At 35.3% G+C, this 16358-nt stretch carries 14 protein-coding genes and 1 other annotated feature (1 of these 15 running past the window's edge); of the genes, 6 read left to right on the top strand and 8 right to left on the bottom strand.

The genetic code is table 11. The features are described from left to right. Both yedF and yedE read right to left on the bottom strand, forming a co-directional pair. Positions 1–228 (bottom strand): sulfurtransferase-like selenium metabolism protein YedF, encoded by a 228-nt coding sequence (gene yedF / locus ACQKP0_RS18575; protein ID WP_427407316.1) that lies wholly within the window; start codon positions 226–228, stop codon positions 1–3. Next, on the bottom strand, positions 218–1423 hold the full coding sequence (yedE, locus tag ACQKP0_RS18570; protein ID WP_427407315.1) for a selenium metabolism membrane protein YedE/FdhT: 1206 nt from the start codon (positions 1421–1423) through the stop codon (positions 218–220). Before yedE ends, yedF begins: the two co-directional genes overlap by 11 nt. 258 nt (positions 1424–1681) lie before the next feature. On the opposite strand from yedE, the gene ACQKP0_RS18565 reads away from it, so the two are divergent. Next, positions 1682–3337 (top strand): FAD-binding dehydrogenase, encoded by a 1656-nt coding sequence (locus ACQKP0_RS18565; RefSeq protein ID WP_427407314.1) that lies wholly within the window; start codon positions 1682–1684, stop codon positions 3335–3337. A 96-nt stretch (positions 3338–3433) separates the two neighbouring features. Further along, positions 3434–4225 (top strand): hypothetical protein, encoded by a 792-nt coding sequence (locus tag ACQKP0_RS18560; RefSeq protein WP_427407313.1) that lies wholly within the window; start codon positions 3434–3436, stop codon positions 4223–4225. A gap of 55 nt (positions 4226–4280) precedes the next feature. Here ACQKP0_RS18560 and ACQKP0_RS18555 read toward each other — a convergent pair whose 3' ends face one another. From ACQKP0_RS18555 to ACQKP0_RS18545, 3 genes are all read right to left on the bottom strand, one after another. After that, positions 4281–4892, bottom strand: a complete 612-nt coding sequence (locus ACQKP0_RS18555; protein WP_427407312.1) for an HAD family hydrolase — start codon at positions 4890–4892, stop codon at positions 4281–4283. Positions 4893–4961: 69 nt separating this feature from the next. Then, positions 4962–5912 carry a LacI family DNA-binding transcriptional regulator gene (locus tag ACQKP0_RS18550; RefSeq protein ID WP_427407311.1) on the bottom strand — a complete coding sequence of 317 codons (951 nt, stop codon included), beginning with the start codon at positions 5910–5912 and terminating at the stop codon, positions 4962–4964. A gap of 33 nt (positions 5913–5945) precedes the next feature. Next, positions 5946–6191, bottom strand: a complete 246-nt coding sequence (locus tag ACQKP0_RS18545; protein ID WP_427407310.1) for a hypothetical protein — start codon at positions 6189–6191, stop codon at positions 5946–5948. A 265-nt stretch (positions 6192–6456) separates the two neighbouring features. Here ACQKP0_RS18545 and ACQKP0_RS18540 point away from each other — a divergent pair, with 265 nt between their 5' ends. From ACQKP0_RS18540 to ACQKP0_RS18525, 4 genes are all read left to right on the top strand, one after another. Beyond that, positions 6457–7599: a DUF2515 domain-containing protein gene (locus ACQKP0_RS18540; RefSeq protein ID WP_427407338.1), complete on the top strand. Its 1143-nt coding sequence runs from the start codon at positions 6457–6459 to the stop codon at positions 7597–7599. Beyond that, positions 7526–7966: a CBO0543 family protein gene (locus ACQKP0_RS18535; protein WP_427407309.1), complete on the top strand. Its 441-nt coding sequence runs from the start codon at positions 7526–7528 to the stop codon at positions 7964–7966. Before ACQKP0_RS18540 ends, ACQKP0_RS18535 begins: the two co-directional genes overlap by 74 nt. Before the next feature lie 245 nt (positions 7967–8211). Continuing rightward, on the top strand, positions 8212–9111 hold the full coding sequence (locus ACQKP0_RS18530) for a CAP domain-containing protein (protein ID WP_427407308.1): 900 nt from the start codon (positions 8212–8214) through the stop codon (positions 9109–9111). Between the two features lie 393 nt (positions 9112–9504). Beyond that, a complete protein-coding gene (locus ACQKP0_RS18525; RefSeq protein WP_427407307.1) occupies positions 9505–10392 on the top strand; it encodes a hypothetical protein in 888 nt (295 codons plus the stop codon). Positions 10393–10508: 116 nt separating this feature from the next. Here the strand turns inward: ACQKP0_RS18525 and ACQKP0_RS18520 are convergent, their stop codons facing one another. The 3 genes from ACQKP0_RS18520 to ileS all read right to left on the bottom strand — a co-directional run bounded on the left by ACQKP0_RS18520 (position 10509) and on the right by ileS (position 16122). Continuing rightward, the gene (locus ACQKP0_RS18520) at positions 10509–10796 is read right to left on the bottom strand and encodes a DUF6509 family protein (RefSeq protein WP_427407306.1); all 288 of its coding nucleotides are present in this window, start codon (positions 10794–10796) and stop codon (positions 10509–10511) included. A gap of 100 nt (positions 10797–10896) precedes the next feature. Further along, positions 10897–12855, bottom strand: coding sequence for a GTP-binding protein (locus tag ACQKP0_RS18515; protein ID WP_427407305.1), 1959 nt, complete (start codon positions 12853–12855; stop codon positions 10897–10899). Positions 12856–13035: 180 nt separating this feature from the next. Further along, complete coding sequence (gene ileS / locus ACQKP0_RS18510) at positions 13036–16122, bottom strand: isoleucine--tRNA ligase (protein WP_427407337.1); 3087 nt, start codon at positions 16120–16122, stop codon at positions 13036–13038. 163 nt (positions 16123–16285) lie between these two features. Beyond that, positions 16286–16358, bottom strand: a binding site (T-box leader); it runs 169 nt beyond the window's last position.

Raw genomic sequence — 16358 nt, 5'->3', positions numbered from 1 at the left:
TTAAGCAATGATATAAAAAAGATATTCCTGCCCATTTTTCACTGGATCTTGCGCTAATTGATATCCGTGTTTCACTACTTCCTCCGGAACATTTCTAAAGGATGATGGGCAATCAGTTATTACTTGCAGTATTTTTCCATTCTCCAAATCCCTTAACGTTTCTAATGTATAAATGACAGGATATGGACAGGATTCTCCTCTAATATCTAGTGTAAAATCAATGGACATGCTTATGATCCCCTTTCTTAAATCCAACCTCAAAACGATAATTTTTTTGCCAATAGGCAGCGATGATAAAGCTTACTACTAGTAGAGTAAGTGTTATGATGAGTGCACCTGTTGGTCCCATTGCTGTAATGAGATTAATTGGTTTGCCGCTTTTTACAAGCAGATTGTAAACCCCAAGATGATCCCAAGCATAGGCAAGTGCTGTCGCACCAACGATATTCCCGATAAATACCATCAAATAGTGAACTTGCCCCTCCATCAAACGATACATCATTCCAGTTTCACAACCACTTGCTAATACGATTCCCAATCCAAATAGCAAGCCGCCAATAAAGGTGCTTGGTGCTGCTATTTTCGTCACAGGCTCTAATCCATAAACGATAATAACGATCAGAGTTGCCACGGAACTGATTGCCATTCCTACAAGAATAGCTTTCGTCATAGTAGCTCTCCCGCTGATCCATAAATCACGAAAAGCAGAGGTAAAACAAATTTGCCCTCTTTCTATTAAAATACCAAAAGCCGCTCCAAATATTGCTGCTACTCCGAGCATCGTTTTATCCGTTACAAAGAGATAAATAATAATTCCAATATAGATAATCGCAATAAGTCCGCCAATGTACGGTTGAATTCGACGGTTTTTATTCAAAAGCTTGGCTGTATTTCCCTTTTGCAGTACTGGTTTACCTTTCCACCATTTTAAATTTACAATTTTTGTACCTATAAAAGTTCCTATTGCCGTTGCAATCATAAAAATCCAGGAATGGAGCGAAAATTGCGGTACACCTGTAAAAAAAGCGGCAAGATTACAACCAAGAGCTAATCGTGCACCAAATCCAGCAATAATTCCTCCGATGAGACCTTGAACCAACCTTCTCTTTTGCTTGGGTATTCTAATTTTAAAACTATTACTTATCAAAATCATGATAAGCGCACCAATAAGCATCCCCCAAACAATCCAGCCATCAGTTCGGCTAAAGGTTGTTCCTTGCATATGTATTAGTTTGAAATAAGCCCAATCAGAAATATCCACACCAAAGAGTTGTAAAATATGCCCGCCGAGCCTCGTAAACTCACCAGTAACCGCCCAAACGGTTTTGGTGATTCCAAAATAGAGAGCACTTAGTACACCTGCAATACCGATGGCGACATAAGGGCTCCAATAATGGTTAAATATTTTATTTATTACTTTCACCTTGCAAAAACTCCTTAAAAAAATAGTCTTAAATCTATTTTATTGTACTACAAAAATCGAAAAAAGATTACTCTCATAAAAAATATCTACTAAGCCTCCCCCTATAAATGATGGAATAAACAAATATTTCAAGTACTACACATTTTCATAAATTAAACTACTGGCTTATAATATAAAATACCATAATAATTTTTTAAATATTTTAAATTCTGTACCATCCTTTAAGTTTTATATAATTTGAACAAGGGGGAAAACATTTTGAAATTTGATGTGGTAGTAGTTGGTGCTGGTCTTGCCGGTTTAGTAGCAACTGCAGAGCTGGCCGATGCGGGAAAAAAAGTATTGCTTTTAGATCAGGAGCCGGAAGCATCCCTTGGGGGCCAGGCATGGTGGTCATTCGGCGGATTATTTTTAGTCGATTCACCTGAGCAGCGAAGGATGGGCATTAAGGATTCTCGTGAACTTGCTTGGCAAGACTGGTTGGGAACAGCAGGGTATGATAGAGAAAATAACGAAGATTATTGGGGCAAAAAATGGGCGCAAGCCTATGTTGACTTTGCTGCAGGTGAAAAACGAGAATGGTTATATGCTCAAGGAGTTCGATTCTTTCCCGTGGTCGGATGGGCAGAACGTGGTGGATATCTTGCTGAAGGTCATGGCAATTCAGTCCCGCGTTTTCATATCGTTTGGGGAACCGGACCAGGTATCGTGAAACCTTTTGAGACGAGGGTCCGTATGGCGATGGAAAACGGTTTAGTCGATTATCGCCCTCGCCACCGTGTCGATGAATTAATCATTAATAATGGTGCAGTTGTCGGTGTGCGTGGTGCCATTCTCATCCCTAGCTCAGTTGCTCGTGGAGAAGCAAGCTCTAGGGAAGTGATTGGAAACTTCGAGTTTCATTCAGAAGCTGTAATGGTAACGAGCGGGGGGATTGGTGGAAATCATGAGCTTATTAGACAGAATTGGCCAGCCCGTCTTGGCTTACCACCAAAGAATATGATTTCAGGCGTTCCAGAGCATGTGGATGGGCGAATGCTTGCTATAACTGAAAAAGCAGGAGGAAGAATAGTAAACAGAGATCGTATGTGGCATTATACAGAAGGAATTAAAAACTGGAACCCGGTTTGGCCAATGCACGGTATTCGCATCCTTCCTGGTCCATCATCACTGTGGTTCGATGCTAACGGAAAGCGTTTTCCTGTACCAAATTTTCCTGGATTCGATACATTAGGCACACTTGAAGCCATTCAGGCTACTGGCTACGATTATTCATGGTTTATTTTAACTCAAAAAATAATTGAGAAAGAGTTTGCCCTTTCAGGATCTGAACAAAATCCTGATTTAACCGAAAAAAATATTAGAAAAGTATTGTCACGAATTATTCCAGGCGCCCCAGCTCCTGTAAAGGCATTTATGGACAATGGAGAAGATTTCGTCATTGCCAATTCATTACAAGAACTAGTGGCTGGGATGAACAAGCTTGCTGGAAATAATTTACTTAATTACCGTGAAATCGAGCGGCAAATTCTTGCGAGAGATCGAGAAATCGATAATCCATTTACGAAAGATTTGCAGATTATCGCTTTGCGGGGAGCTAGGAAATATCTTGGTGACAAACTCATACGAGTCGCACCGCCTCACAAAATTCTTGATCCAAAAAATGGACCATTAATTGCCGTTCGATTAAATATCCTTAGTCGAAAAACTCTTGGAGGACTTCAAACCGATTTATCAGGCCGTGTACTTGATATTTCTGGAAACCCGGTTAAAGGTCTTTACTCCGCAGGAGAAGTTTCAGGATTTGGCGGAGGAGGAATTCATGGTTATCGCTCCCTGGAAGGAACATTTGTGGGCGGCTGTCTGTTCACAGGAAGACAAGCTGGACGTGCACTTTCCCAAGAATTAGGATGATAACTCTTGCAACAACAATACATTTTCTGTAAATCTTCTCCTCCATACTCTATTGAAAGAGAATGGTGTACAATATTCTAGAAAGGAAGTGAAGGTATGCCAATTACTTTACCACACAATGAAGAATCGAATGATACAACTTATATACCACCAGAGGGAGATTATGAAACTTTTATTGATGATTCCCACTACGAAGCAAAAGTAAGAGAATGGGGACTATCAACAACCAAAGAAGTAAAAAAACAATTCTGGTACAAAGACGCAAATCAAAAACAGTTAGTCCATATCAAAGGCTACGAAGTGTTCGGGAATACTGAGGAATACAACACCATAATTATTGAATTCCAAGACGGGAACTTAAGCTGTATTCATCCTGCCTACCTAAAGGAAATGCAATCACCAAGTTTCGGAAAGGCATTTGTTTCTTCAAGTTCAAAAGAAACATCGCCCTCCCACGATCAAGAAAAAATAGAAAACTCTATACCGGAAAAGACGAAATCAGATTCCAATCAAAATGAGCCGAGAGTAAAGAAAGTTTCAACAAAAAAAGCACCAAAATTAGATTTACCTACTGAAAAAGTCCATTTTACAGCTGTAGTTAAACAATTCGCATTAAGCTGGAATAATTTCAATGAAGAAAATGATGAAGTAGTTGTACTTGAAAACATTGTTATCCATCAAGAAAAACCAATTGAAGTGGATTATGCCTGGTGCTCTCACTCGAAAACCTTAAAAAAGTTCGAACTTAAACAAGGTGAAACTCTTGAATTTGACGGAAAAATTGTCAAAAAGAAATTACCTAAAGGAAAAGATATAGAAGAAGAATTCATTGTGGATGTTCCTGTTCATTATAAAATTAATAATCCTTCAAAAATTACAAAAAGCTAAAAGGGTGCATGACCACTCTTTTAGCTTTTTGTATTTCATGATAAGTTTAAAATTCTTACTTCTTTATCAAATTTAAAATCTCGTTAGGAGTTTTAAAAATGTAATTTGCATCTTCAAATCCATCAGTTGTTTTTGCTCCCCATAATGCTAAACCAAAATCTACTCCTGCAGCTTTTGCGCATTCCATGTCATATATTGAATCACCAATATATATAGCTCTATTAGGTTTACAGTCTAATAATTTTAACCCTAATTCTAATGGTTCAGGATGCGGCTTATGTCTTTCTGTATCACTTGCACAAACAATCGTATGAAAATGATGATCTATGTTTAATAAATAAAAACTACTATTCATTTCTTCAGCGGTTTTTGATGTCACAACTCCCGCTTTCGGCAGTTGAGCGATCACTTCAATAATATCCTCGAATAATGGAACGTTTTTTAAAAGAGGCTTTTCCTTATTAAGCCAAGATTCCAATGTAGTTGGGATATCGGCAATATTTAATATTTCAAGAGTTTTTAATCCTGGTATACCCAATGAAAAACGCAGCTGATCAAGATCTTTTTCAATACCTTGCTCTTTTAATGTTTCTTGTAATGCGGTTAGCCCAATTATCTCTGAATCAATAATTGTACCGTCTAAATCAAATATAAAAGAATTGTACACTTCGTCCATCCCCCATTTCATATTCTGTTAGAACAAGAGTAATAGATGAAATGGATTTCATGTCAATACTTAAGTTGATTGACGTTCAATTATCCTAAAAGGAATTTTAATTTTTTGTTTTGATTTATCAATTATGAGATCACATGCACATTCTCCCGCTTTGATTAATTGATGATCGACGGTTGATATATTCATTCCAACTCCCATAGGCTGGTTTTCTTGACCAAGTATCGATACGTCTTTTGGAATTTCTAAATTTATGGTCTTGGCGTATTGGTAAATGCCACAAGCGACCTCGTCCCCATTTGCATAAACAGCTGTCGGTCTTTTTTCTAAATTTAGTAGTTTTATTCCGGCGTTATACCCGTCTTCAAATGAATAGCACTCTGAAACATTGTATTCGATTGGCAAATCTCCGAATATTTCTTTATATGCTGCTAGGATTTGTACAGTGCTAGTACTTTCTTTACCTCTTGCCGTTGTAAAAGCAACTTTCGTATGCCCTTTATTTTTAAGATATTGAAATGCTTCAATAAATGAAGAATATCTATCTATAAAAGCACACCCAACTTCAGGGTGATCGGTATATTCACATGAAACAATTGATCCGTATTTTGTAAAAGGCAATATTTTATTCCAGTCATTAGCTCTTGATGTAAGAATGATTCCATCCAAAAATTTATTTTTCAACATAGATAGGTAAGAAATCTCTTTTTCTTTATTATATTTTGTTGGAAGTACTGTAACTGAATAATCACGTTCAATTGATTTATTAAGTATCCCATGTAACATTTGATCAAATGCTTGATTATTATTATAAGGAATAATTACACCAATCATTTTAGTTTCTCCACGAATCAAGTCGACTGCATTTTTGTTTGGTGTATAATTCATTTCTTCAATCACTTTTTGTACTGCTAATCTTTTCTCACTTGAAACATATTTATGATTGTTAAGAACCCTCGAAACAGTGGTGACAGACACACCTGCTCTCTTCGCTATATCACTGATATTTGTCATATTTGCCCCTTTAAACGAAAGTCGATTAAATTTTTAATCAACCACTCTTACGATTTCGTTCCCACATGTTTTGCATATTCCTTGAAGAAGAAGTCCACCCCGTGTTTCTTTAACAGCATATTTTTCTATCTGAACAGCATCTCGACAAGAAGAGCACCACACATTATGTTCAATTTTTTTTCGAAACTCTTCTGGTATAGAAAGCCATTTTTTTCTAGCTGTGAATGAGAGAATTTCGGCCTGATCTTTTATCTTACCAATTTTATCTTTTTTACCCATATATAATCCTCCTATCATACAAATAAAGTATCCTTCCGAAGGTTCAATTACATGAATGTCTTTTTAAAGTATAGCATCTATGCAGTAATGAAATCACCTATAATATCCAGCATGATACAGCATAAACCAATCAACTTATTTTCTTATCATTCAATATTCATCATGAATTTCAATTTTCATTAATAAAATGTCATATATCCATTTTTAACTATCTCCTAAAACAAAATCCTCATCAGCTTTAGTTATTAAAGAGGAGGTTACTTTCATCTTGTATAAGATCAAAAAACAGAAAAAAATCCCCCTCTCTGAACCTATTAAGAAAATAAAGAAAGAGTTAAAAAAGAAAAACAATAAATTTCAAATGGTAAAAATCTTCCCAAAGGAAGAAATTCTAATACAAAAAATTAGAGAGCAAACGAGCAGACTTAATAAAAATAATGTGACAAGAACAAAAGCATATCTAGATTTTTATATACGTCATCCGGAAATTCATTGGGCTTTTTTAGGACATATGGTATCACGTAATGGCGGATGGAATATGACTGATTTGAAAGGAGAACTCCTCTCAAAGCTTCTAACGAAAAAAGAGGCTTCTTCTTTTTTCACCTTTTTAGAACGGGGAAATTGGCTGATTTTTCAAGACGCTTACCCACAATTTTTAATTTACGAAGAAAGCTTAAAAAGAGGTCAAAACCTATTTTATTTATTACCTCATTTACATGTATCAACTTTTATGGAATCACTATGGAGTCAATTTTGGGAAGATCAGGATCCATATAAACTTACTATTGCTTTAATCATCAATGAGCAAAGCTATTTAGAATTAAGAGTGATAAAAAATCCCATCTTTAAAAAGAATGTATTCAGTACACTCGAATTCAAGCTGCAGGATTTCCTGTCCATGAATCACATTCTCTTCCCTTATATAAAGGACGGAAGGTTAATGCTGGCAGGTCAAACACTCAATCATTTTGAGAGCTTACATAAACGTATTCTTTTAGGAAAACGATTGTATGCCATTTTGTTTAGTGAACGTAATCAATTAGAAATGACAAAAAGATGGGCAATCACGACTCCTCATACCGGATCTAGAAAAGATTATTGGCCCCATATTTTTAATGATGTAGCTGAAGGAATTCCGGGAAGACTTTTTAAGCCAAGGTTTAAATCATGCCAATTGAACTCTGGTTCTCCACGATTTTTTAGCCCAAAATTAGAATTTGCATGGAAAAATAGAGAGCATCCGAATCCTGAAAATACCGATTGGTTTAAAGACTGGCAAGTCATTTATTATTTAATAGATTCAGAAGAAAAAGTAGATGGAGAGATTGAATATGAATACTGCAAAACACTTGAAAGAATCGAGCTCGCTTCAATTGCGAAAAAAGCAATTTCCCTTTTGGAATAAAAATCTAATCCCACCACTGCTGCTTGGAACATTGCTTGGAACCTATCTCGATCTTTTTTTTATTGGAAAAGGATTATACTCATTTCCAAAAAGACTAATGCCTGAGATCTTTTCAATAAATATTCTTTTTACTTTAATTGGACTCCCTTTGTTTATTATCTTTTTTTTATTTGTTTGCAAAAAAATACATGGGGTAAAAATGACAGGTTTTATTTTTATCTTAAGTCTCTTGATGACTGTTGCTGAAAAATTTGCAGAAACATTAGGATTTTTTGTTCATAATGATTCATGGAAGCACATCTACTCATTGGGAGGTTATGCCCTCTATTTAACGATCATCTACTCTTTTTATCGTTGGTCTGCTTAACCCGAGTGTTAAAAAAGCGGACATAGAATTCTTTTCTTATTTTTTATTTACATAATATTATTATTGATTACCTCTTTTAAGGAGTAAGAATCTTCATAGAAATCTTAATTTATTATCTCCAAACTAATCAATTTCATGTAACGAATAATTCCATCCAATTATCACGGTAATTTCCATTAATATTTTGCAACATAAATTAAAAAATAAGTAGGAAAGAAAATACATGTTAAAGGAGGTTTTTAAATTTGATAACAAATAAAAAAGGCATCTTAATATCATCAATTTTGATATTTGGCCTTGTAGGTTGCACCCAAGCGAATCAATCTTTGAATCGTGATCAGTTTGGAACGAAAACAACAAACAGAAATATCAATAATAATAGAGCCTTAAATGTCCGATATGATAATTTAGATCAGACCGGACCACTAACAGATAGATATAATGTAGGCGTAGATAACCGGCATAAGGTAAATAATAACCTGAATATATCTGCTGATCGAACATCAATGTCAAGTGGCCAGTACCCACATACAGAAGCGATCTTGACACAGTCTGCAAAATATAAATTTAGAACAATTGATCCTAGCCAGGCTATTCAACAGCAAGCGGGTGCTCCACAATTTACTCAGCCATTTGTTCAACAGCAAATACCGGGTGGAGCACAACAATTTAATGTACCTGCACAACCTCAAGGGCAGCCAAGGAAAAATACGACAACTAATCAACCGGCTAAAAATCAACCTACTAATAATCAACCAACCGGTAATATTAGTCAGGTAGCTCAACAAGTCATTAATTTAACCAATAATGAAAGAGCAAAAAATGGTCTCCCTGCCTTAAAAGTTGATACGAAATTAAGTGGAGTCGCTCAAAAAAAATCGGCTGATATGCAACAAAACCATTATTTCTCACATACAAGTCCAACTTATGGCTCTCCATTTGATATGATGAGGGATTTTGGGGTGTCGTACAAATCCGCAGGTGAAAATATAGCCATGGGACAAAGAACAGCACAAGAGGTTGTCAATTCTTGGATGAATAGTCAAGGACACCGCGAAAATATACTGAATAAAAGCTTTACCCATATCGGTGTAGGTGTTGAACAAACTGGATATCACTGGTCTCAAATGTTTATTAGTAAGTAAATTGGCTTGTTAATTAGTACAATCTAATTCAAAACATTAAGAAAAGCACAAGCGCCTTTGTCATCGGCGTACGGATTTCATAGTTTTCGACTGAGATAAAGGAGACACGGCGAGGAACGAGTCGATGTTGACTTATCGTAGGGAGAAGACGGAGAAATCCGTACGCCGATAGGCGCTGAAGCTAGACACAGCGGACACTTTTCATGCCTATTATCCTTAGTAAATTTTATACTTTCTTACATTTGAACAAAGAGAGGGATTTTCTTACATCTCTCTCTTTCAATTTATAAATGCATCTTATCTCAATCTTTTCCATAATTTAAAAGTTATGCTCCAAAATAATTTGTAAAAAATAAATATTAAGCAAAAAGTATTCGGAGATGATGCAATTCAATGAAAAAAGCTCAAATTACTTTCCTTATTTTCATTTTAATTTCATTCTTAGGAATCAAACATACATTTGCATCTAAAAAAGATTCCAGTACGAATCAAATAAATTTTCAAATAGAAATGTTGCATTGGGAAGAAGTGAACAAATTCCTTCCTAGACTAGCAAAGTTTACTGTGATTGATGTAGAAACTGGAAAAAGCTTTGAAGTACAAAGAAGAGCAGGAAAACATCATGCAGATGTCCAGCCGTTGACAAGAAAAGACACAAAAATCATGAAGAATATTTATGAGGGACATTGGAGCTGGCGCCGTAGAGCAATATTAATTTTATCTAATAATAGACTAATCGCTGCTTCTATGCATGGTATGCCACATGGAGCAGGTGCCCTTCAGAATGGCTTTCCGGGTCATTTTTGTATCCATTTCATTGGTAGTATGACACATCGTACAGAAAGATCGGATTTATCCCATCAACTCATGATTTTTAAAGCAGCAGGAAAGATCGATGAATATTTAGTTAGTGCATCTCCTCCTCAACTGGCAGATGCAATCATGGTATTTATAAAGAACGGAGATAAAGGTTTAGTAAAAAAAGTTGTTGTTAGTGAAGATATGAATATTAAGAGTCAAGTAAATAAGATTAAGCAAATTGAAACAATACAATGGAATAGACACCCGGTAATAGATGCAGATCCATATTCATTAGTAACAACTGTTCCTGTAGAAGTTAAAATGCATTTAAAAGAAATTGGACCTGTAAATACTCAGCTTTCTTTACAATTAATACGAACTTCTCCAATTAGTCCATGGAAAATAAAATTTGAATCCATTGGATCAGTCATTGAGGAGTCATTAGAAAAGCAGAATCGCCTTGATAAGCCTCGGAATTAAATGTTTGCCAACCATTGAAGTCCGCTCTTTGATTTCTATGGTTACTTTTTTTTACTTCGAGGGACCTGCTGCTTACGCTAGACATAAAAAATAAAAAAGCAGGGTTTACCTGCTTTTTATACGGAATCGATATGCTGTTTACAATAATTACTTACCAATTCTACTTCATCTTCTTCCAAACCAAAATCAATATAACGATTCGTTATATTTTCAAAAATTTGATATTGTGCAATTCGAGGTCCCATTTCATCGATTACATAAATAATCTTTAAATATAATCCTTTATCAGAAAATAATTCATCATCTTCAGGTACTTCAATGTTTAATATATATTCATAACGATCCCCAGCTAAAATTCCTGTTGGATCCTCGAGTTTTTCAATTGAATGTCCGGTAATGTTCATTATGAGACGTCCTTTCATCGATTATTAAATATTAAGATCATGTAACTCCTTAGCTATTATACACCTAGTTTATTTTTTAGCATTCAAATTTCAAAAAAAATTACTTCAAACAATGCATCATACTATCCGCCTCATCCCATGGGACTGTATATCCTTGTCCTTTTGAGCAAAATATTGAAGATGATGTATACTCCGGATCAGCATTTTTATTGTAAGCAATTCTCTCAATTACCTCATCTTCATTATGACAGCGGTGATATCCACCAAATACCAAATTAATGATCCCTTTTCCTTGAGTGAAGGATGCAAGAACTGTGCTATAGGACATAAATGTTGCGACAGGTACTTTACCAGTAATAATGGCTTTATTTCCACTCGTTTCGGGTGTATTAAAACTTCCATAAGCAGCTTGTATGTCTGATAATACCCGCCCCATTTGGTCTATATCTACTTTTATTTTGAAATCATAAAACGGTTCAAATAAGATGTTTTCCGCTTTTTCTAATCCCTGTCTTAATGCTCTCAAGGTGGCCTCTCTAAAATCGCCTCCACTTGTATGCTTAATATGAGCTCGTCCTGTTAATAAAGTTACTTTTATATTAGTTAGTGGAGAGCCTGTTAGAATCCCTCGGTGATCCTTCTCAAATAAATAATGTTTCACGAGATTTTGATAACTTGTGTTTAAATCATCGGAATGACATATATTCTCGAATGAAACACCTCCCGATCTTTCAGAAGGCTCTAATTTGAGATGAACTTCAGCAAAATGTTTTAATGGTTCAAAATGACCATATCCATATACTTCTGTTTTAATTGTTTCTTTGTATAGTATCTCCGGTTTTCCAAAGGAAACTTTAATATTAAAACGCTCTTGTACCAACTGTTCTAATACTTCAAGCTGGATCGCTCCCATTACATGGAGATGAATTTCTTGTAAGATTTCATCCCATGTAACCATTAAGGAGGGATCTTCTTCATCTAATATTTGAAAGCACTTTAAAACCTCTCTTTTATTCAAAGAAGTGTCAAAGATTACTTTAGATTTCAGAGTTGCTTGCATTCCATATTTAGCTTTTTCCTGAATCGTACCGATTCCATCACCCGCAGAAATATTGGATAATCCCGTCACTGCAAACAGTTCACCCGCAAAAACTCGATCTACAATTTCAAACTTTTTTCCGTTGTATTTTCTAATTTGTGTTACTTTTTCAATTACCTTATTTTCATCTTCACCATAGTTGATTTCATCACGTACGTTTAGAGATCCATTTAATGCTTTTATAAAAGTAATCTTTGTACCTTTATCATCATGTCTTATTTTATAAACCCGTCCTCCAAATAACCCTTCTTGTTTCCATTCGGAAAAGGTTAATTTGTCAAACTTCTCAATAAAGGAATGAATACCTATATCCTGTAAAGCTGAACCACTTGCTACTGGGAAAATACTGTTTTCTGCAATTAATTTCTCCATAGCGCTCAGCCAAAGTACTTTATCATAGCTATCGTCCATATATTTTTCTAGCAGTGCTTCATTTTGTTCAGCAATAAATTCAATCAAGTCTTCATTCATAACTCCATCTTCAAATGAGTCATCTATTTGAAAGACATTCTTTGTTAATTGTGTTCGGATTTCCTCTATCACTCTATCAATATTCGCACCGACTCGGTCTGTTTTATTGATGAAAAAGAATGTTGGAACTTGGTGCTTTCTAAGTAGGTGCCAAACGGTTTCTGTATGCCCCTCTACTCCTTCAACCGCACTGATGATCACAATGGCATAGTCCATCACTTGAATGGATCGTTCCATTTCTGATGAAAAGTCGACATGGCCAGGGGTATCTATAAGGTAATAATTTGATCCATTATAGGAAAATTGGGCTTGATCAGCAAATACTGTTATTCCTCTTGCCTTTTCTATATCATGGCTATCGAGGAAAGCATCTTTATGATCAACCCTGCCTCTTTGTTTAATGCTTTTTGTATGATATAAAAGCTGTTCAGCAAATGTCGTTTTTCCCGCATCAACATGCGCTAATATTCCAATCGTTTTTTGATTCATGATGACACTCCCGATCCATTATATATACATTTTCTTCATTATAACAAAACGTTTTTCAAAAGGCTGTTTTCGACAAGTTTGTAAAATCCTAATCGATATTTACTTGATGCAAAATCAACGAACTTTACAAAAAGTGCCTCTCAACAAAATAAGTGGGAGAAATTCTCCCACTTTTCCGGTTTATATGATACTGATCATAATTTCCTCATCACCAATCATCATTTTTTCCATTTGATCACCTTCTGTATAAATAATAGTATTTAATACAATACTGCTTTGGACCAAATTTTCATATTCTTTTATTAAGTGCTTGAATTTTGTGGATCCAGATATTTGAATTGTGATTCTCTTCTCTACTGGGAAATTACTCTTCTTACGAAAATCTTGAATCATTCGAATAAAATCTCTTACCATGCCTTCACGTTCTAAATCTTCAGTTATATTCGTATCTAACCATACGGTGAAATTACGATTAGATGCCTCAGTAAAACCATTTAAGTTCGTTTTCTTTTGCACTTGCACATCATCATTATCTAGTACGATACGTTCATTATCAATTAACAAAGATAGAGACCCTTCATTCAGAAAATGATTGATTTCTTCAGTTGAAGCATGTATCAATCGCTGATTCGCTTCATTTACCCTTTTTCCTAGTTTTGGGCCAGCAGACTTAAAGTTTAACTTCAACTTGTATTCTATCCAATCATTTGAAAAATCAGCCCACTCCAGTACCTTGATATTCAGTTCGTCTTTTATGATGTTTTCATATTGGACAAGTTCATTTTGATATTCAAAATTAGAAGCGACTACTAATTTAGCTAAAGGTTGTTTTGTTTTTAATTGATGGGAATGACGGATATTTCTGCCTAGTTCTACGATTTCCCTCACTGCTTGCATTTGCTCCTCAAGTCTATGATCAAAATAATTTTGTTCTATTTCAGGATAGCTTGATAAATGAACACTTCTTCCTGTTAATGATTGATATATATCCTCTGAAATAAAAGGTACAAATGGAGCAAGCAATCTTGCTGTATCTTTTAAAACAATGTAGAAAGTTTGAAAAGCAGCAATCTTATCTTCAGACATACCTTGACTCCAAAAACGCTCCCTGTTTCTACGTATATACCAATTGCTGATCTCTTCAACTAATTGTCCTGCATACCTTGCAGCATTAGTTACTTGAAAATCTTCCATTTCTTTTTTCATATTAACAGTAGTTGTGGCTAATCTTGAAAGAATCCATTTATCCATAATTGATAATTTCTCACTTTTGTATTTACTAGGATCAAATGAATCAATATTTGCATAAAGACTGTAAAAATGAAATAAGCTGGAAAGTGTATCGATTAGTTTGGATTTTGCTTCTTGAACATTTCTTTTTGAAAAGTTCTTTTGATTCCATGGAGCACTGTCTTCGATAAGAGCCCATCTTAATGCATCTGCACCGTAAAGTTTAATTAATTCCACCGGATCTAAAGCATTGCCTTTACTTTTTGACATCTTTTGCCCATGCTCATCAAGAACATGTCCTGTTACCAAAACATTTTTATATGGAGCGACCCCTTTATATAGAATCGATACGGCTAGAAGAGAATAAAACCAGCCACGAGTCTGATCAATCGCTTCAATTACTACATCTGCAGGAAATTGTGTTTGAAAAATTTCATAATTTTCAAATGGTACATGATACTGTGCAAATGGCATTGCACCACTATCAAACCAAACATCCACCACTTCTGGTGTCCTATTCATCCTTCCATTGCATTTTGGACAACTAATGGTCACATAATCGACATACGGTTTATGGAGCTCAGTTTGATTTAACGGATCATCTGCATGCATTATGAGATCATTCATACTTTTGGGTGAATATTCATGTTTACAAGACGAACATACCCAAACATTTAAAGGCGTACCCCAGTAACGATTACGACTTATATTCCAGTCAACTAACCCTTCTAAAAAGTTTCCGAATCGACCATTTTTTATATGTTCAGGATACCAATTCACTTCCTGATTTTTTGCAATAAATTCATCTTTTAATGCAGTAGTTTTGATGAACCAGCTCTCGGTTGCATAATAAAGCAGAGGTGTGTCGCATCTCCAGCAGTGCGGGTATGAATGTTCATATTTTTCCTTATGAAATAATAATCCCTTTTCATGTAAAAGCTTTACGATTGCAACGTCACTCTCTTTAACTAACTGTCCTGCTAGTGGTTTCACCACATCCAAATATCTACCTTGTTCATCAACTACATTAATAAAAGTGAAATTATTTTCTTGTACTAGTCGGTAATCATCTTCCCCATATGCAGGTGCAATATGGACAATTCCCGTACCACTATCTTCTGAAACAAATGAGGCATGAACCACTCTGTGACCATTTTCCACTTCCGCAAACGTGAATGGAGCTTCATATGAAAGCCCTACAAGCTCTTTTCCTTTAATCGTTTCCAAAATAGTTTTAGATTGCTTAACAACATGATTTAATCTAGAAGAAGCGACAAAATAGATTTCATTATCTACCTTTACTTTCACATAATCAATATCTTCATTTACAGCAAGAGCAACATTTGCAGGTAGTGTCCAAGGTGTGGTAGTCCATCCTAACAAATATTCATTCTCTTTGTCTTTTAATTTAAATTTAACGGTAGCACTCAAATCTTTTACATCTTTATAGCCTTGGGCAACTTCGTGAGAACTCAATGATGTTTGACAGCTCGGGCAATAGGGCGATACACGGTGGCCTCTGTATAGCAAACCTCTTTCATGAATTGTACCAAGTATATGCCAAACAGATTCAATATAATCATTGCTCATCGTCAAGTATGGATTATCCATATCTACCCAATATCCTAAATCTCTTGTAAATTCTCTCCACTGTTTTTCATAGAAAAAGACACTTTCCTTACATTTTTCAATAAATGCTTCAACACCATATTCTTCAATTGCTTGTTTTCCTGAAATCCCCAGTGCTTTTTCAACTCCTAATTCAACAGGTAATCCATGAGTATCCCATCCAGCTTTTCTGATCACTTGCTTACCAATCATTGTTTGATAACGGGCAATAATATCTTTTAATGTCCTGCCTAATGCATGACCAACATGTGGGAGACCATTGGCTGTCGGTGGTCCTTCATAAAATACAAAGGATTTTTTATTTTCCCTGTTCATTATCGATTGTTGAAAAATATTCTGTTCCTCCCAATATTTCGAGATCCGTTTTTCCCGCATTGAGCTACTTTCTTTTTGATTTTCAACTTCCATCATTTTTATCCTCCTTTTAAAATACGGAATTGTTATTGTCTATTGTTGACATTAATACTTGTTGGGCATGCTATGCAGCAAATTGTTGCGTAGTATTGGAAACTGATTTGTAACAATTAAATGGTCTAACAATACCTGAAAATAAAAAACACCCGTCCCTATAATAAGGGACGAGTGTATTACCCGCGTTACCACCCAAATTCTGCTGCAAACAGCAACAGCACTTTGTCAACGTA

The organism is Heyndrickxia sp. NPDC080065 (assembly GCF_050281185.1).
GTDB lineage: Bacteria > Bacillota > Bacilli > Bacillales > Bacillaceae_C > Heyndrickxia.
This window is presented reverse-complemented; position numbering and strand designations above follow the sequence as displayed.